The organism is Microbacterium sp. CFSPD4_SD4, assembly GCF_057364585.1.
In genome coordinates, this window is the sequence record NZ_JBNFOC010000003.1 from 66,903 (window position 1) to 83,517 (window position 16,615).

Below are 16,615 nucleotides of genomic sequence, written 5' to 3' on the forward strand. Positions count from 1 at the left end.
ACCCTAGAGGCATGGACTTCCTCGACGAGATCGTGCTGACAGGGCTGACCGTGTTCGGCCACCACGGCGTCTACCCGCACGAGCGGGAGAACGGACAGGAGTTCACGGTCGACCTCCGGTTGCGGCTCTCCCTCGAACAGGCCGCCGCGTCCGACGATGTGGCCGACACCGTGCATTACGGCGAGCTCGCGGAGCGGGTGGCCGCCGTCGTCGCGGGGGAGCCGGTGAACCTCATCGAGACCCTGGCCGAGCGGATCGCGGACGTCGCCCTCGGTGACCGCCGCGTGCAGCAGGTGACCGTCACGGTGCACAAGCCGCAGGCGCCGATCGCCCTGACCTTCGGCGACGTGGCTGTGACGGTGCATCGGACGCGGGCTCCGGAGTCGCTGGAGGACATCACCACATGAGCCGCAACCTCACCCGCCCGCCGGAGGTGCCGGGCCCCCGAGCTCCGCGCCCCGAGACGGTGGCGGTCGTCGCGCTCGGCGCCAATCTCGGAGACCGCGAGGAGACGATCCGCGCCGCGGCCGCGCGCATCGCTCGGCTGCCGCTCGTCTCGGACGTGCGCCTGTCGCGCCTGTTCGAGACGGTGGCGCTGCGCGTGGACGGCCCCGATCCGGACGCCCCCGGGTACGTGAACGCGGTGGCCCTGGTGACCACCCGGCTCGCTCCCGAGATCCTCCTCGGCATGCTGCACGCCATCGAGGACGAGAACGGCCGCGTGCGCGGCGAGCGGTGGGGCGACCGCACCCTCGACCTCGACCTCATCGCCTATGGCGACGTCGTCTCGGACGACCCCCGCATCCAGCTGCCGCATCCGCGGGCGGCGGAGCGGCTGTTCGTCCTGGAGCCGTGGCTCGACGTCGACCCCGACGCCGAGCTCGTGGGGCGCGGCCGGGTCGCCGATCTGGCGGCGGACCTTCGCGCGCGAGGCGAGGGATGAAGCGCACCTCCGCCGGACTTCTCGCCGTCCTCGCGCTCGTCGGCGCCGGGGCCGGCTTCATCCTCGACCAGATGCTCACGGCGACGGGGCGGGCCACGTTCACGCCGTCCCTCTTCCTCCCGGTGCTGCTCGTCCTCATCGCGGGCGCATCGCTCGGGGTGGCCTGGCCGGTGCGGCGCAGCGTCCGCTCCGGAGTGCGCATCGACCCGTTCCGTGCTCTCCGGGCCGCAACCCTCGCGCGGGCGTCGAGTCTGCTGGGGGCGATCCTGGCGGGCTTCGGGGCGGGCCTGCTGGCCTTCCTCCTCACGCGCCCCATCGATCCCCCGATAGGGTCGACTGTGGCCATGGTGGCGCTGATCGCGAGTGCGGTCGTGCTCGTCATCGCCGCTCTCGTCGCCGAACAGTTCTGCACCCTGCCGAAGGATCCTGATGACTCAGAACCCAGAGACCGCGCCCCTGAACCCGGCGGAGGGCACTGACCTCGGCGCCCTCGACCAGGGCACCTACACGGGCCTGCGCACGGCGCGCAACGAGGCCCGCCTCGAGCTCGACGGCACCTGGCACCAGATCTCGCCGCGCTACGTGGTGTCGCAGATCGTGCAGAACGTCATCTTCCTGGCGATCGTCGTGGCGGCTGCCGTCGTGCTGAACATCGTGCTCGAACAGGACTGGGTGTGGATCCCGGCCGGGTCATCATCCTCATCACCCTCGTGACGCTGGTCATCCTCCCGCGTCAGGCGCGGGCGATCGGCTACATGCTGCGGGCGGACGACATCGTGTTCCGCAAGGGCATCCTCTGGCAGCGCATGATCGCCGTGCCGTACGGTCGCATGCAGCTCGTCGACATCACCCAGGGGCCTCTCGATCGGGCGTTCGGCATCTCCCAGCTCAAGATGGTCACCGCGGCGGCCACCACCGGCGTGCAGATCCCCGGCCTCACCCAGGCGGCGGCCGAGGCGCTGCGCGACACGCTCATCCAGGTCGCCGAGACCCGCCGGACCGGACTGTGAGCGAGTCGCAGCTCCCCACCGCCGCGCCGGGGCAGACCTCCGCGGGCGCACCGTCGACGCACCTCGCGGACGGCGAATGGCACCGGATGCATCCGCTGACGCCGCTCTTCAAGGGCGGCCTGGCGCTCATCATCGTCGGCGGCATCGTGATCGCGAACATGCGCGACCGCGTCATCGCCTGGCTCGTCGGGCAGTTCGCGCCGGAGGAGGCGCACTACGACGACTACGCCGGCGGCGATCCGGTCGACTGGGTGCTCGCCAACAACTTCGCCCTGATCGCGCTGCTGGGTGTCCTGGCGCTCGTCGTGGTGCTCGTGGCCATCTTCTGGTTCGTCTGGCGTTTCCAGCAGTTCCGGATCACCGGGGAGCACGTCGAGGTGCGCAAGGGCATCATCTTCCGGTCGCACCGTCGCGCCCCGCTCGACCGTGTGCAGGGCGTGAACCTCACGCGGCCGTTCCCCGCACGTATCATCGGCCTCGCAAAGCTCGAGGTCGTCGGCGCGGGCACCGACGCGAACGTCGCGCTCGAATACCTGGCGACGCCGCGCGCCGAAGGCGTGCGCGCCGAGATCCTGCGCCTGGCCTCCGGTGCGCGAGCCGCTCGGCACGCGGCGTTGGATCCGCAGAGCGGCGCGACATCCGGCGGGACCGCTCCGGCTACCGCGCGTGCACAGCTCGTCGGCTCGATGAACGAGGGCGTCAACGGCCTGCTCGCCGGCGTGGACCTGCAGGACGTCGTCCCCGAGAGCGTCGTCAAGATCCCGGCCGGCCGGCTGATCGGCTCGCAGCTCATCTCCGGGCTGCTGTGGCTGGTCTTCTTCGGCGTGATCTTCGCGATCGCGATCGGCAGCACCCTCATCGGCATCCTCGTCGACGGCGATCCCGACGGCGGGGTGGTGCTGCTGGGCATCGGGCTCGGCATGGGCGTCCCCATGGTCATCGCCGTGGTCGGTATCACGTGGGCGCAGATCTCCAAGTCGCTGCGCTACTCCATCGCGCCCACCCCCGACGGCGTGCGCATCACCTACGGCCTGCTCACCACGGTCACCGAGACCCTTCCGCCGGGCCGCATCTTCGCGGTCGAGGTGTCGCAGTCCCTGCTGTGGCGGCCGTTCGGCTGGTGGACCATCAAGATCAACCGGATGAGCGGCAAGAGCGCAGCGCAGCAGTCGTCGAGCAGCGGTCAGCAGTTCAACGTCGTGCTCCCGGTCGGCAAGCGCGCGGACGTGGAGCGTGTGTTGTCGCTCGTGCTGCCCGACGTGCCGGCCGAGAGCATCCCCGCGCTGTGGGACCAGGGTGTCGTCGGTCCGACCGACGCCGACCCCTATCGGACGATGCCGCGCCGGGCCTGGTGGCGGCGACCGTTCTCCTGGAAGCGCCACGGCTATACGGTGACGACGGACGGCCTGCTCCTGCGCCGCGGCATCGTGTGGCGCAAGCTCGCGGTCTTCCCGCTCGCGCGTCTCCAGGGCGTTTCGCTGAGCCAGGGGCCTATCGACCGGGCCCAGGGGGTCTCCGGTGCACAGGTGCACACCGTGCCCGGGCCGATCACCGGCCTCCTCTCGGGGCTCGAGCGCGCCGACGCCCTTGCGCTGCTCAACGAGGTCAGCGTCGCCGCGGCCGAGGCGGCGTCCCGAGACCACACGCACCGCTGGAGCGAGCACGCCGCGGCGGGAACTCCGGTCGCACCGCCCGCTCCGCCGGTGTTCGGTGGTCCTGCGACGCCGGCGTCTCCCGCGTTCGGAGGGGCGGCATCCGCTCCGCCTGCTCCGCCCGCTCCACCGGCTCCGTTCGCGCCGCCTGCTCCGCCGACCGGTGTTCCGGGGTCGGCGACTCCGCCGGTCCCGCCCGTCCGGACTCCTCCGGTGACGCCGCCGCCTGCTCCGCCGGTCACGGCGCCTCCGGTCGCGCCGCCGCCTCGCTCCGCCGGTCGCGCCGCCACCGCCGCAGACGGCTGCCCCCTCGACCTCTCCCTCGCCGACCGGCCCGACCCCGCCACCCACCCCGCCGGCGCGACCGGACACGTCGCGCGAGGAGTGAGCGTGGTGCGCGACGGGCGCCTGGGCGTCGGCATCGTCGGGGCCGGGCGCGTCGGTCCGGTGATCGGCGCGGCACTGGCCGGAGCCGGGCACGCGATCATCGGGATCACGAGCGGATCGGACGACGAGCGTGCGTCCGCGGTGCTCCCGGGCATCCCGGTGCTGGACACGCAGGAGGTCGTGCGGCGCGCCGAACTGGTGATCCTCGCGGTCCCCTCCGCCGAGCTTCCGTCCCTCGTCTCGGGCATCGCGGAGGTCGGCGGGTGGCAGATCGGCCAGCTCGTCCTGCACACCGATCCGGCGCAGGGCATCGAGGTCCTGCGCCCGGCGGCGGAGCGCGGTGCCATCCCGTTGGCGGTGCACCCGGCGATCACGTTCACGGGGACCTCGATCGACCTCCGACAGCTGCAGGCGGGCTTCGCGGCGGTCACCGCTCCCGCCGCCGTGCTCCCGATCGCCCAGGCGCTGGCCGTGGAGATGGGGTGCGAACCGGTGGTCATCGCGGAAGCCGACCGTGCCGTCTACGCCGACGCGATCGCCACGGCCACGGAGTTCTCCCGCTCGATCATCGGACAGTCGACCTCGCGGCTCCGTGACATCGGGGTCGAGAACCCGGGTGGCTTCCTGTCGGCTCTGGTGCAGTCGACGGTCGAGCGGGCGCTGCGCGACGCCTCGGACCCGCCCCCGCTGGTCTGATCGCCGTCCCGGCGCGGCGTCTCGGGCTCAGCGTCCGCCGGAGAAGCCGCCTCCGCCTCCGCCCCCGGAGAACCCGCCGCCGAACGAGCCGCCGGTAGCGGACGAGGTGCCGGTGGACGGGGCCGAGTAGGTCGCGGCCGCGGTCGAGGAGCTCATGAACGCCACGAGCGACGTGCGGAGAGCGAAGGACGTGGGGTCGCCGATCCAGGTCGGGCCGTGCGCCTCCCGGCTGTACGCACTCTCCAGCACCCGGCCCCACTCGTCCTCCATGCCGAACAGCATCGCGTAGGGGAGGAGGCGCTCGTAGACATGGATGACGTCCGCCCCCTCCTCGGTGCGCCGTTCCGCGCCGGTGTAGGACTGCAGCATCCGCAACCGATCCTCCTCCGCGACCCGGATGAACTCGCGCACCCCCTGCAGATGCTCGTACGCCTGCGCACCTTCCGGCGTCAGCACCGTGTGCCGCGAGAAGGTGAAGAAACTCGAGGCCGCGACGAGCAGCGTCCCGAGGGAGATGGCGAGAAGCGCGGGGCCGGCGGACAGGCGTCCGGATGCCACGGCCACGATGGCGACGACGAGACCGGCCACGGCGAGGGCGATGGCCACGGACTGCAGGATGACGGCAGCGCGGCTGCGCGCCGTGGTCGTCAGACCGCGGCGGGAGGCCTCCTCCTGGCCCTTCGTCGTCAGCGCGGTCATCCGCGTCGCGAAGGCCTCGCTCTCGGTCGGCAGGTCCACGACGCCGTCCGCATCCGCGTGGAGGAAGAGCGCGTCGAGCGCAGCCTGATCGAGGGGGCTCGGCGCCCTGCCGTGGGGCTGTCGTCGCAGCCGGGGCGCTTCGGCTGACGTGCCTTCCTCGATGCGCAGGGCGCCGCGGACGGCGAGGTGCACGATCTCGGCGGGCACCACGTTCTCGGCACCAGGGAGGAGCGCGGCCGCGAGGAGGGGAGGCTGGTCGTCGGGGACCTCGTACTGCGCCACGATGATCCCGCTGGCGCGGCGCCGACGTCGTCCCGAGCCCACCGTGGCCGCCCACCCGGCCGCGGACAGGCCGACGGCGCCGACCGCGGCGAGCACGGGCCCGAGGTCGGCGACGGGATCGGGCTGGCGGGCGGCGGGCTGGGTCACGGTCCCCGGTGCGAAGCCGACGGCCACCGTCACCCCGTCCCCGGCGGGAAGCGACCGGGCCTCGACATGGAACGTCGCGCCCTCCCCACCCGCGATCGGCCCCGCGAGCTCGCAGGGAGCCGTGGATCCGGCAGGGCCGATGTAGCATCTCGTCGCGCCGGTGAGATGGGTGGCCAGGGCCGCGTCGAAGCGGATGTCGGCCCGGAACGCCTCGATCGGCTGCGTGCTGTCGAGGGGGAGGAGATCCCAGTAGAACTCGTCCGCGGTGCGGGAACCCGACGCGTCCGGAGCGCTGCCGACGATGATGTCGCGCATCTCGTACTCGATGACGTAGGTGGTCAAGCCGTGGACGAAGTCGTCGTCGCCGGTGAGGACGAAGAGCGTCCCGTCGTCCTCATCGGTCTCGTACGGGACGGCGGCTCCGTCCTCGTCGGTGACCGCGAGCACCCGGGTGTCGAGCGCGGCGTCCTTGTACGTCGTCGCCAGTCCCCGCACGATGCCGCGGTTCTGGTCGGCGTCGGGGAATCGCGCGACGACGGTCTCCGTCACCTGCATGCGCGCCCGCCCGTCCTCGTCGAGCCCGACGTCGTACACCGCGTCCCAGGAGGCGTAGGAGAAGTCGTCCACGTCGGCGGCGGAGACGACGGCGGTCGCCGGGGCCGCCGCGACGGCGATCTCCGGCGCGAGGACGGGGACGGTGGCGAGAGCGACGACGGCGCTCGCGCGGAGGATCCGAGTGGGGGCCATGCCTCGAGGCTACCCAGCACGCCGCGCGGCGAGGACGTCCCGCGCCATCTCGGTAAACTGGGGAGGACTTCCAAGGAGCCCCGCACATGACTGACGCGCCCGCCGCGCCCGAAACGGCCTCGGCCGCCCCTTCCGCCGAAGAGGACATCCACGAGCAGAAGGCCGTCCGCCTCGCCAAGCGCGAGCGTCTGATCGAGAAGCGCACGGACGCCGGCGGCGGTGCGTTCCCGGTCGCCGTGCCCGTGACGCACAGCATTCCCGCGCTGCGCGCGGAGTACGGAGACCTCGAGCCCGGCGCCGAGACCGGCGTCGTCGTCGGCGTCGCCGGCCGCGTGGTGTTCAGCCGCAACACCGGGAAGCTCTGCTTCGCGACGCTCCAGGCCGGCGACGGCTCCCGGATCCAGGCGATGGTCTCCCTCGCCAACGTCGGCGAGGAATCGCTCGCGGACTGGAAGGAGTACGTCGACCTCGGCGACCATGTCTTCGTGCACGGTGAGGTCATCTCCAGCCGTCGCGGCGAGCTGTCGATCATGGCGGACGACTGGGCCATCGCGTCGAAGGCGATCCTCCCGCTGCCCAACGCCTACGCCGAGCTGAGCGAAGAAGGACGCGTCCGCAGTCGCTACCTCGACCTCATCGTCCGGGAGCAGGCGCGGACGACCGTGCGTGCGCGTGCGGCGGTGAACGCGAGCCTGCGGGCGACGTTCGCGTCCCACGGCTACCTCGAGGTGGAGACGCCCATGCTGCAGGTGCAGCACGGCGGCGCGTCCGCTCGCCCGTTCGTCACCCACTCCAATGCGTTCGACACGGAGCTCTACCTCCGCATCGCCCCGGAGCTGTACCTCAAGCGCGCTGTCGTCGGCGGCATCGAGCGGGTCTTCGAGATCAACCGGAACTTCCGCAACGAGGGCGCCGACTCCACGCACAGCCCGGAGTTCGCGATGCTCGAGGCCTACCAGGCCTACGGCGACTACAACCAGATGGCGGCACTGACGCAGGAGCTCGTGCAGCAGGCGGCGATCGCGGTGGCCGGGTCGACCACGGTGACGTGGGCGGACGGCACCGAATACGACCTGGGCGGCGAGTGGGACCGCATCTCGATGTACGAGTCGCTGTCGGCCGCGTCCGGGCGGACCGTCACGCCGACGGACGCCGTCGCGGACCTGATCGCCTTCGCCGAGGCGAACGGCGTCGACGTGCCGCCTCAGGCCACGCACGGCAAGCTCGTCGAGGAGCTCTGGGAGCACTTCGTGAAGGGCGACCTCGTCCGGCCGACGTTCGTCATGGACTTCCCCGTCGACACCTCCCCGCTCGTGCGGGAGCACCGCTCCGTCGAGGGCGTCGTGGAGAAGTGGGACCTCTACATCCGTGGATTCGAGCTGGCGACCGGGTACTCCGAGCTCGTGGACCCGGTCATCCAGCGTGAGCGGTTCGAGGAGCAGGCGAAGCTCGCCGCCCGCGGCGACGTCGAGGCCATGCCGATCGACCAGGAGTTCCTCCGGGCTCTGGAGCACGGCATGCCGCCGTCCGGAGGGATGGGCATGGGCATCGACCGTCTCCTGATGGCGATCACCGGCCTGGGGATCCGCGAGACCATCCTCTTCCCGCTCGTCAAGTAGCAGCGGGGCGCTCATTCTCCGCGCCGCCCACGGAAGGCCCACTCCGGCAGGACCGCCCCGCCGATCATGGCGTCGAGCAGCAGCGCGAGACTGTACGTCGGGTCGATCTCCCGCGCCATCTCGAGGTAGCGGCCCGCGTGCGTGGCGCGTCCGAGCGCCCAGGACAACCAGGCCGCGACGGTGAGCGGGCCGGGGCGTGCCTCCCGCGGGGCTCGTGCCGTGGCCTCGCGTACGGCACGAAGCGCGGTGCGGAGTCGCTCGCCGTCCGGCGCCGTGCCGCGGCCGAGGAACACACGCCCGATGTCGTCGGGCACGGGTGCCCCGGCGGCGGTGAAGGCGAGCTGCGCCTCCATGGTGCGGATGCCCTGACGGTGATCGGTCGCCCACTGCGCGATCGCCGTGTCGCGGACCGGTGGTCGCCCCAGGCACCACACGAGCGCGGCGGCGGTGAGGGGCGGGAGCGGATCCGAGGCCTCGAGAACCGATTCGAGGAACGCGGGGATGTCGTCGAGCAGAGCGGCGGCGGCGATCACCTGCGGCTCGCCGGCGCGCGTCGTGCGCTCCGGACCGAGCGCACGGTCGAGGCCGTGCAGGATGCGGGCGACCTGGCGGGCCTCCGCCGCAGGGGCGGATGGCAACGCCGCTCCGGAGAACTGGTCTCCCGAGACATCGCCGAGCGCGGCGGCCCCGGGCGGCGGAACGATGTCGGTCAGCGGATGCAGCACCGGATCGGTGTCCTCGTACCGGCTCCAGCCCTCCGGCGTCACGCACAGGGCCTCGACCACTCGGAGCCCCGCGCCCTCGGCGCAACCCAGAAGCGTGTCGACCGCCACCGCGTGCGGAAGCACGAGGCCGTCCGGCGTCTGCTCCGCCGGGGTGTCGGTGTAGACGACGACGGCCAGGGCGTCGGTCCCCGGCACCCGGACGACCAGGTCGACCGCCGCCGTGGCGTAGTGGAGGACGGGGATGACGTGATCGGGGAGGTCGAGGCGCATCGCCCCGTCGCTGCGGGAGCCGCGGAACGGGAGGAGGACGATGCTCTCGCGTGGCGTGAAGCCGGCGAGGGCGGGCACGATGGCCAGGAACTGGGCGGAGTCGGAGGCGCGGAGCACGGTTGTCATGAGGAGAGGGTGACGTTTCTGCGCACGTGATGGGGCACCGGAGGGGCGCTGTGGATGAGAATCCTGGGAAGCGCCACCTGTGCACGAGTAGTCGCTCGCGTACGATGGACGCATGGACAACTTCTGGCTCGCCGCGGCATGGTCGCTCCTGCCGACGGTCGGCGTCAGCATCGTCTTCTTCGTCGTGCTTCGCGGCATCCTCCGGTTCGATCGCACGGAGCGCAAGGTGCACGCGCAGATCGAGGCCGAGGAACGCGCCGCGCGCGGGCTGCCGCCGCGCCCCTGAGTCCGACCCATCCGCTACTGTGAAGCGAGCGCGCCCGGTCCGGCGCGCCCCGGGGTGACCATCCTCGGTGTGGGTGAGGGGGCGTGATGACCGCGGAGTCCTGGGGATGGTGGGTCGCCGCCTTCGTCCTGGTGCTAGACATCATCATCCGCGTCACCGCGATCATCGTCATCCCGCGCAACCGCCGTCCCACCGCGGCGATGGCCTGGCTCCTCGCCGTGTTCTTCATCCCGGTGGTCGGCGTCTTCCTGTTCCTGCTGATCGGGAACCCCCGCCTGCCGCGTGCACGGCGCCGCAAGCAGGAGCAGATCAACCAGTACATCGCGGAGACCAGCGAGCACCTCCACTTCGGGACGCTCCGGCCGAACGCCCCCGCCTGGTTCGGGCCGATCGTGCAGATGAACCAGCGTCTCGGCGCCCTGCCGCTCTCCGGCGACAACGGCGCCCACCTCATCTCCGACTACCAGGAGTCGCTCGACGAGATGGCGGAGGCCATCCGCACGGCGCAGGAGTACGTGCACGTCGAGTTCTACATCCTGCAGTCCGACGACTCGACGGACAACTTCTTCCGCGCCCTCGAAGAGGTGGCTGCGCGGGGTGTGGCCGTGCGCGTGCTCCTCGACCACTGGGCGAACCGGGGCAAGCCGCGCTACCGCCAGACCATCGCCCGCCTGAACGACATGGGTGCGGAGTGGCACCTGATGCTTCCCGTGCAGCCGCTCAAGGGCAAGATGCAGCGTCCGGATCTGCGCAATCACCGAAAGCTCCTCGTCGTGGACGGCAACATCGCCTTCCTGGGGTCGCAGAACATCACGGACTCCACCTACAACCTGCCGAAGAACATCCGCCGAGGTCTGCACTGGGTCGACCTGATGGTCCGCCTGGACGGGCCGGTGGTGCTGAGCGTCAACGCGATCTTCCTCAGCGACTGGTACAGCGAGACGGACGTCGTGCTCGAGGAGATCGACATCTCGCACGCCAACATCGGCTCCGGCGACCTGGACTGTCAGGTGGTGCCGTCCGGCCCGGGCTTCGAGGTGGAGAACAACCTGCGGCTCTTCCTCGCCCTCCTGTACGCGGCGAAGAAGCAGATCATGATCGTCAGTCCCTACTTCGTCCCGGACGAGGCCCTGCTGCTCGCGGTCACCGCGGCCGTCGACCGCGGTGTCGAGGTGCAGCTGTTCGTCTCGGAGGAGGGCGACCAGGCGATGGTCTACCACGCCCAGCGCAGCTACTACGAGGCGCTGCTCCGGGCGGGCGTGCGGATCTGGATGTACCGGAAGCCCTACATCCTCCACACCAAGAGCCTGACGATCGACGACGAGGTGGCCGTCATCGGGTCCAGCAACATGGACATGCGCTCCTTCGGTCTGAACCTCGAGGTCTCGATGCTCGTGCGCGGCGAGGAGTTCGTCGCCGAGATGCGCGAGGTCGAGGACAAGTACCGGTCGCTGAGCCGGGAGCTGACGCTCGAGGAGTGGCTGCAGCAGCCGCTGCGCTCCACCGTGCTCGACAATCTCGCGCGGCTCACCTCCGCTCTGCAGTGATCGCGCGATCCGTCAACCCCGGTTTCGAGGAGCGGAACCCGCCGCTACCCTGAGGGCATGACTCCCCGCAGGCTCGTGCTCGCCGTGTCCTCCGCGCTCGCCGCGGCCCTCGTCCTCGCCGGCTGCACGGTCGGTCCCGGCGGAGCCGCACCGCATTCGACGTCCGACCCCTCCAGCGGCCCGGGAAGCGCCGGGAGCGCGGACGACCAGGACGACATGGACGGAGCGCTCGTCGACGACGGGCGGATGTTCGCTGTCGTCAGCTGGGGGTCGTCGACCTGCCTCCCCCAGGTGGACGAGGTCTCTGCCGAGGGGCAGCGGGTCTCCGTCACGCTCGTCGAGCCGGAAGGTGACGGCGCCACGGAGCAGGCCTGCACGGCGGACCTCGCGCCCCGGGCCAGCCTCGGAGCGCTGCCGGACGGCGTCGACCCGACCAAGGACGTGACGCTGGTGGTGACGTACGGCGACCTGATCGACGAGATCGACGTCGACGGCGACCCCGCCGCCACGGCCACTCCCGGTTCGTCGACCGAGTACCAGCCGTCCGCGGCCTGGTTCGACGACGGCGGTCTGGTGCTGCTGACCTGGGGCTCCTCCAGCTGCGCTCCGGTCGTCGACTCCGTCGAAGCGGACGGCTCGACGGGCACGGTGACCTTCGTCACGGACGAGGATCAGGTGTGCACCATGGACATGGCGCCGCGGGCCACGGTGGTCGAGTTCGCCGAGGACGAGGTCGACGACGACGCCCCGTTCGAGCTGACGCTCGTCGGCGGCGGTCTCGACGGCACGGTCGAGGTCCGCTGAGTCGGACGCCCTCGTCAGAGGATGTGCACCGGGTGACCGGTGGGCAGCGCGAGCAGAAGCGCGCCGGGGTCGGCTCGACACGTGAGGTGCACGGCCTCGCCGAACTCGTCGCCGTCGAGCTCGACGGGTGTGGGGGCGGAGGCGGCGGCCTCGGCGCGGGCACCGCGGAAGTAGTGCACCGAGGCATCCGTGCCGCGGCGCTCGAGCACGAACCGACCGGCACGTGAGCGGCGCAGCACGGAGTTGTCCCACCAGATCTTGCGCCAGACCCCGAGCCAGCCGAGCACGCCGGTCGGCTGGATGACCGCCACGTCGAGGGTCGCATCGGTAATGGAGGCGTCCGGGATGAGGGAGATGCCGGCCGGAAGCGTGCCGCAGTTCGCGAACAGGATGCTGTGCACCTTGGTGGAATGCAGGCGCCCCGTGCCGATCTGGTACACCGCCCGGAAGGGCTTGGCGCGGGGGAGGGATCGGGCGGCGCCGTCGACGTAGGCGATCCAGCCGACGGACTTCTTCAAATCGGCACGGGTGTTCGCGATCATGTCGGCGTCGAGGCCGATGCCGGCGAGCACGACGAAGGCATGCTCCTCCTCGGAGCCGTCGTCCCTGGTCATCCGCGCCCAGCCGATGTCGATCGGATGACGGAAGTCGCCGAGGGCGGCGCGGATCATCTCCGCCGGGTCGGCCAGCGGCAGCCCGAGATTCCGGGCGAGGAGGTTCCCGGTGCCGCTCGGCAGGATGGCGAGGGGGACCCCCGTGCCGGCGATGGCCTCCGCGACGGCGCGCACCGTTCCGTCTCCGCCGGCCACGAGCACCACATCCACGCCGCGCGCCAGTGCCTCGGCCGTCGCCCCCTGGCCCGCATCCTCCACGGTCGTCGGATAGAAGGCGGGGTGCTCCCATCCCGCCTCTCGGGACAGATCGCGGACCTGCGCGCGCAGGCGCTTCCCGTCGACCTTCACGGGGTTGTACACGAGCGCCGCCTGCTTCAGAACGCGGGGACTCGTGGTCATGGCGCTACTCTAGACCGGCATCCGCCGAGGGGCGGGACGCCGGTGGAGGGAAAACCAGGACGCCCGGTCCCGCGCCGCGCACCTCGTAGACTTGCGGGATGATCGACCTCGCACTCCTCCGCGAAAATCCGGAGATCGTCCGCCGTTCGCAGGCTGCCCGTGGCAACGACCAGAGCACCGTCGACGTCGCACTCGAGGCCGACCGATCGCGCCGCGCGGCACTGGCCGCGTTCGAGGAGCTGCGCGCGGAGCAGAACGCCTTCGGCAAGCAGGTCGCGAAGGCGCCCAAGGAGGAGAAGGCCGCGCTGGTCGCGCAGGCCAAGGACCTCGCCGACCGGGTCAAGCAGGCCCAGCACGCGGCCAACGAGGCCGCCGACGCCGCGGCCGCGGCCCTCGCCCGGATCGAGAACGTCGTCATCGACGGTGTTCCCGCCGGCGGTGAGGAGGACTTCGTCGAGCTGCGGCGCGTCGGGGAGGTGCCGGCGTTCGACTTCGAGCCGCGGGATCACCTCGAGCTCGGGGAGATGCTCGGCGCGATCGACATGGAGCGTGGTGCCAAGGTCTCCGGTGCGCGGTTCTACTTCCTCCGCGGAATCGGTGCCCGCCTCGAGATCGCGCTCATGAACCTCGCCCTCGACAAGGCGCTGCAGAACGGCTTCGTCCCGCTGATCACGCCCACGCTCGTGCGTCCGGAGATCATGCAGGGCACCGGCTTCCTCGGCGAGCACGCCGATGAGGTCTACCACCTCGACAAGGACGACGACCTCTACCTCGTCGGCACCAGCGAGGTCGCGCTCGCCGGGTACCACAAGGACGAGATCGTCGACCTCGCGCGTGGGGCCCTCCGTTACGCCGGATGGTCGACCTGCTACCGCCGGGAGGCCGGCTCGCACGGCAAGGACACCCGCGGAATCATCCGCGTGCACCAGTTCAACAAGCTGGAGATGTTCGTCTACACCACGGCCGAGGACGCCGAGGCGGAGCACCTGCGGCTCGTCGCGCTGCAGGAGGAGATGCTGACCTCGCTCGGCCTCGCCTACCGGGTGATCGACGTCGCCGCAGGCGACCTCGGGTCGAGCGCGGCGCGGAAGTACGACATCGAGGCCTGGGTGCCCACTCAGGGCGCGTTCCGCGAGCTGACCTCCACGTCGAACTGCACGACCTTCCAGGCGCGGCGTCTCGACGTCCGGTACCGCCCGGCCGCGGAGGACGGCGGCACGGCGCCGAAGACCCAGCACGTCGCGACGCTCAACGGCACGCTCGCGACCACGCGCTGGATCGTCGCCCTGCTCGAGACGCACCAGCAGGCGGACGGCTCGGTGCGGGTCCCCGAGGTCCTGCGCCCCTACCTCGGCGGACTCGAGGTGATCCGCCCGCTCGCCGACGAGCAGGCCGCCCGATGACAGCGCCCTGGCTGGTCGGCCTCGACGTCGACGGGACCATCCTCCTGCAGGACGAGACGATGAGCCCCGGCGTGCCCGAGGCCGTCGCCCGGGTGCGGGACGCGGGTCATGTGGTGACCATCGCGACGGGACGAAGCTGGATGGCGACCCGCCGCTACGTGGAGGAGCTCGGGCTGACCGCGGACTACGTGGTGTGCTCCAACGGTGCGGTGACCATGCGCCGTGACGGCGACGAGTGGGAGCGCTGGCACGTCGAGACCTTCGACCCGACGCCGGTGCTCGCCCTGCTCCAGGAGCGCCTTCCGGACGCGCGCTACATGGTCGAGCTCGGGTCGGGGCAGCGGCTGTTCACCGAGCAGCTCGACGACTGGACGCTCGACGGCGGCCGCCAGGTCGACTTCGAGGAGCTCGGGGCCCTCCCCGTCTCCCGCATCGTGGTCGTCTCGCCCGGACACGACGAGGACGACTTCCACCGACTCGTCGCCGATGCCGGGCTCAACGAGGTCTCGTATGCGATCGGCTGGACGGCGTGGCTGGACATCGCCCCGCAGGGCGTCGACAAGGGGACGGCGCTGGAGCGCGTGCGCGACGAGCTCGGCCTCGACGCGGCCCGGGTCCTCGTCGCCGGGGACGGACGCAACGACATCGGCATGTTCGGCTGGGCGCGCACCGGCGGCGGCCGCGCCGTGGCCATGGGACAGGCGCCCGCCGAGGTGAAGGACGCCGCGGGTGAGGTGACCGCCGACGTCGAGCAGGGAGGGCTGGCGGCGGCGCTGAACACGCTTCCAGCACCCGCCCAGGTCGACGCAGGAGAATAGAACTCGGCTAGACTCGCGCCTGGTCGGCAGATGTTTCTGTCGGGAGGGTTGTCCGAGCGGCCGATGGAGCTGGTCTTGAAAACCAGTGGGCAGAGATGTCTCGTGGGTTCGAATCCCACACCCTCCGCTTCCTGAGCGCGGTACCCCCGCCGTCGCTGAATTCGAAAGGGCCCGAGTGAGCGAGAACACCCGCCGCCGCCGCACCGTCGCGCGACATGGTCAGCTGCGCTCGCCCGGCGCCGCCAGTCAGCTGCTCAAGCTCCTCGCGATCAGCATGGCGGTGGTGCTCGTCAGCGGCATCGGGGTCGCGGCCTACATCTGGTTCGACTTCTCGAGCACGGTCTCGGCGAACGCCGTCGACCTCGACGGCCAGGAAGACCTCCCGCCGGACATCAGCGCGTACAAGGGCGGGTTCAACCTCGTCCTCACCGGCGTCGACACGTGCGAGGACGACTACAAGCAGTACTTCGGCGACCGGTGCACGGGCGGCGACGCCGAGGGCACCCTCAACGACGTGAACCTGCTCGTGCACGTCTCGGAGGAGCCGCGGCGGATCACGGTCGTCAGCTTCCCTCGCGACCTGATGATCCCGATCCCGTCCTGTGAGGACGAGGACGGCAACGCCACCGCCGCGATGAGCAAGCAGCCCCTGAACGTCGCGTACACCGACGGCGGCCTGAACTGCGTCGTCCGCACGATCTCCGCCCTCACGGACCAGGAGGTGCAGTTCGCCGCCTCCGTGACGTTCGGCGGCGTCATCGAGATCACCAACGCGATCGGCGGCGTCGACGTCTGCCTCGCCAACCCGATCCGCGACCGCTACACCGGTCTCGACATGGCCGCCGGCACCCACACCGTCCAGGGCCTCGAAGCCCTGCAGTTCCTCCGCACCCGGCACGGTGTCGGCGACGGCAGCGACCTCGGCCGCATCGGCAACCAGCAGCAGTACATGTCCAGCCTCGCGCGCAAGCTCATCAGCGGTGAGGTGCTGGGCAACGTGCCGGTCATGCTGAAGCTCGCCAACACCGGCATCCAGAACCTGGAGACGAGCACGTCGCTCGCCGATCCCATGATGATCGTGCAGATCGCGCTCGCCGTGAAGTCGGTGCCGTTCGAGGACATCGTATTCGTGCAGTACCCGACGCTGACCGACTGGAACGACCCGAACAAGGTCGTGCCGAACGAGGAGGCCGCCGTCGCGCTCTGGGACGCGATCGAGGCCAACGCCCAGCTACAGATCACCCACGAGAACACCAGCAACGACGGCGTCGTCGTGCAGGACCCGACGACTCCGACCGAGCCGACCGAGCCCGCCGAACCGACGCAGGAGGCGACGCCGACCCCGACGACCGCTCCGGACGTCGTGGCGCTGCCGGATTCGATCAAGGGCAACTCCGCCGCCCAGCAGACCTGCTCGAACGGCAACGTGCGCTGATCGGCC

General features: G+C 71.1%; 14 protein-coding genes, 1 tRNA gene and 2 pseudogenes. 14 read left to right on the forward strand and 3 right to left on the reverse strand.

Going from position 1 to position 16,615, the window contains the following annotated elements; translation table 11 throughout:
* Positions 1–11 precede the first annotated feature (11 nt).
* From folB to AC2W7E_RS06615, 6 genes and pseudogenes are all read left to right on the forward strand, one after another.
* A complete protein-coding gene (folB, locus tag AC2W7E_RS06590; RefSeq protein ID WP_085604020.1) occupies positions 12–407 on the forward strand; it encodes a dihydroneopterin aldolase in 396 nt (131 codons plus the stop codon).
* Positions 404–943: a 2-amino-4-hydroxy-6-hydroxymethyldihydropteridine diphosphokinase gene (gene folK / locus AC2W7E_RS06595; protein ID WP_085604017.1), complete on the forward strand. Its 540-nt coding sequence runs from the start codon at positions 404–406 to the stop codon at positions 941–943. The genes folB and folK overlap by 4 nt, the downstream gene beginning before the upstream one ends.
* Positions 940–1,422, forward strand: coding sequence for a DUF3180 domain-containing protein (locus AC2W7E_RS06600; RefSeq protein WP_025104584.1), 483 nt, complete (start codon positions 940–942; stop codon positions 1,420–1,422). The genes folK and AC2W7E_RS06600 overlap by 4 nt, the downstream gene beginning before the upstream one ends.
* Positions 1,373–1,953, forward strand: a pseudogene (locus AC2W7E_RS06605) (PH domain-containing protein). The gene AC2W7E_RS06600 and the pseudogene AC2W7E_RS06605 overlap by 50 nt, the downstream one beginning before the upstream one ends.
* 158 nt (positions 1,954–2,111) lie before the next feature.
* A pseudogene (locus tag AC2W7E_RS06610) lies at positions 2,112–3,488 on the forward strand (PH domain-containing protein); the annotation flags it as partial.
* Between the two features lie 507 nt (positions 3,489–3,995).
* The gene (locus AC2W7E_RS06615) at positions 3,996–4,688 is read left to right on the forward strand and encodes a DUF2520 domain-containing protein (RefSeq protein ID WP_485988869.1); all 693 of its coding nucleotides are present in this window, start codon (positions 3,996–3,998) and stop codon (positions 4,686–4,688) included.
* 27 nt (positions 4,689–4,715) lie between these two features.
* On the opposite strand, the gene AC2W7E_RS06620 is transcribed toward AC2W7E_RS06615, so the two are convergent.
* The gene (locus AC2W7E_RS06620; protein WP_485988787.1) at positions 4,716–6,563 is read right to left on the reverse strand and encodes a DUF2207 domain-containing protein; all 1,848 of its coding nucleotides are present in this window, start codon (positions 6,561–6,563) and stop codon (positions 4,716–4,718) included.
* Between the two features lie 86 nt (positions 6,564–6,649).
* On the opposite strand from AC2W7E_RS06620, the gene lysS reads away from it, so the two are divergent.
* Positions 6,650–8,182: a lysine--tRNA ligase gene (lysS, locus tag AC2W7E_RS06625; RefSeq protein WP_085604003.1), complete on the forward strand. Its 1,533-nt coding sequence runs from the start codon at positions 6,650–6,652 to the stop codon at positions 8,180–8,182.
* 11 nt (positions 8,183–8,193) lie between these two features.
* Here the strand turns inward: lysS and AC2W7E_RS06630 are convergent, their stop codons facing one another.
* Positions 8,194–9,303 carry a DUF4192 domain-containing protein gene (locus AC2W7E_RS06630; protein ID WP_085604001.1) on the reverse strand — a complete coding sequence of 370 codons (1,110 nt, stop codon included), beginning with the start codon at positions 9,301–9,303 and terminating at the stop codon, positions 8,194–8,196.
* A 112-nt stretch (positions 9,304–9,415) separates the two neighbouring features.
* On the opposite strand from AC2W7E_RS06630, the gene AC2W7E_RS06635 reads away from it, so the two are divergent.
* From AC2W7E_RS06635 to AC2W7E_RS06645, 3 genes are all read left to right on the forward strand, one after another.
* On the forward strand, positions 9,416–9,589 hold the full coding sequence (locus AC2W7E_RS06635; protein WP_164498164.1) for a hypothetical protein: 174 nt from the start codon (positions 9,416–9,418) through the stop codon (positions 9,587–9,589).
* 86 nt (positions 9,590–9,675) lie between these two features.
* Positions 9,676–11,136, forward strand: a complete 1,461-nt coding sequence (gene cls / locus AC2W7E_RS06640) for a cardiolipin synthase (RefSeq protein WP_025104577.1) — start codon at positions 9,676–9,678, stop codon at positions 11,134–11,136.
* A gap of 57 nt (positions 11,137–11,193) precedes the next feature.
* On the forward strand, positions 11,194–11,940 hold the full coding sequence (locus AC2W7E_RS06645) for a hypothetical protein (RefSeq protein ID WP_485988788.1): 747 nt from the start codon (positions 11,194–11,196) through the stop codon (positions 11,938–11,940).
* Between the two features lie 14 nt (positions 11,941–11,954).
* On the opposite strand, the gene AC2W7E_RS06650 is transcribed toward AC2W7E_RS06645, so the two are convergent.
* Positions 11,955–12,953 carry a diacylglycerol/lipid kinase family protein gene (locus AC2W7E_RS06650; protein ID WP_485988789.1) on the reverse strand — a complete coding sequence of 333 codons (999 nt, stop codon included), beginning with the start codon at positions 12,951–12,953 and terminating at the stop codon, positions 11,955–11,957.
* Between the two features lie 98 nt (positions 12,954–13,051).
* Here AC2W7E_RS06650 and serS point away from each other — a divergent pair, with 98 nt between their 5' ends.
* From serS to AC2W7E_RS06670, 4 genes are all read left to right on the forward strand, one after another.
* Positions 13,052–14,356 (forward strand): serine--tRNA ligase, encoded by a 1,305-nt coding sequence (gene serS, locus AC2W7E_RS06655; protein ID WP_025104574.1) that lies wholly within the window; start codon positions 13,052–13,054, stop codon positions 14,354–14,356.
* The gene (locus AC2W7E_RS06660) at positions 14,353–15,174 is read left to right on the forward strand and encodes an HAD family hydrolase (protein ID WP_025104573.1); all 822 of its coding nucleotides are present in this window, start codon (positions 14,353–14,355) and stop codon (positions 15,172–15,174) included. Before serS ends, AC2W7E_RS06660 begins: the two co-directional genes overlap by 4 nt.
* A gap of 42 nt (positions 15,175–15,216) precedes the next feature.
* Positions 15,217–15,301: transfer RNA gene (locus AC2W7E_RS06665), tRNA-Ser, on the forward strand.
* 48 nt (positions 15,302–15,349) lie between these two features.
* Positions 15,350–16,609: an LCP family protein gene (locus AC2W7E_RS06670; protein WP_085603992.1), complete on the forward strand. Its 1,260-nt coding sequence runs from the start codon at positions 15,350–15,352 to the stop codon at positions 16,607–16,609.
* Positions 16,610–16,615: the final 6 nt, after the last annotated feature.

Bases quoted from the DNA above. Each gene is read 5' to 3' on its own strand.
- AC2W7E_RS06630 (WP_085604001.1), bottom strand. From the start codon at position 9,303: ATGACAACCGTGCTCCGCGCCTCCGACTCCGCCCAGTTCCTGGCCATC.
- AC2W7E_RS06650 (WP_485988789.1), bottom strand. From the start codon at position 12,953: ATGACCACGAGTCCCCGCGTTCTGAAGCAGGCGGCGCTCGTGTACAAC.
- AC2W7E_RS06620 (WP_485988787.1), bottom strand. From the start codon at position 6,563: ATGGCCCCCACTCGGATCCTCCGCGCGAGCGCCGTCGTCGCTCTCGCC.
- AC2W7E_RS06600 (WP_025104584.1), top strand. From the start codon at position 940: ATGAAGCGCACCTCCGCCGGACTTCTCGCCGTCCTCGCGCTCGTCGGC.
- folK (WP_085604017.1), top strand. From the start codon at position 404: ATGAGCCGCAACCTCACCCGCCCGCCGGAGGTGCCGGGCCCCCGAGCT.
- serS (WP_025104574.1), top strand. From the start codon at position 13,052: ATGATCGACCTCGCACTCCTCCGCGAAAATCCGGAGATCGTCCGCCGT.
- AC2W7E_RS06635 (WP_164498164.1), top strand. From the start codon at position 9,416: ATGGACAACTTCTGGCTCGCCGCGGCATGGTCGCTCCTGCCGACGGTC.
- cls (WP_025104577.1), top strand. From the start codon at position 9,676: ATGACCGCGGAGTCCTGGGGATGGTGGGTCGCCGCCTTCGTCCTGGTG.
- AC2W7E_RS06645 (WP_485988788.1), top strand. From the start codon at position 11,194: ATGACTCCCCGCAGGCTCGTGCTCGCCGTGTCCTCCGCGCTCGCCGCG.
- lysS (WP_085604003.1), top strand. From the start codon at position 6,650: ATGACTGACGCGCCCGCCGCGCCCGAAACGGCCTCGGCCGCCCCTTCC.
- folB (WP_085604020.1), top strand. From the start codon at position 12: ATGGACTTCCTCGACGAGATCGTGCTGACAGGGCTGACCGTGTTCGGC.
- AC2W7E_RS06660 (WP_025104573.1), top strand. From the start codon at position 14,353: ATGACAGCGCCCTGGCTGGTCGGCCTCGACGTCGACGGGACCATCCTC.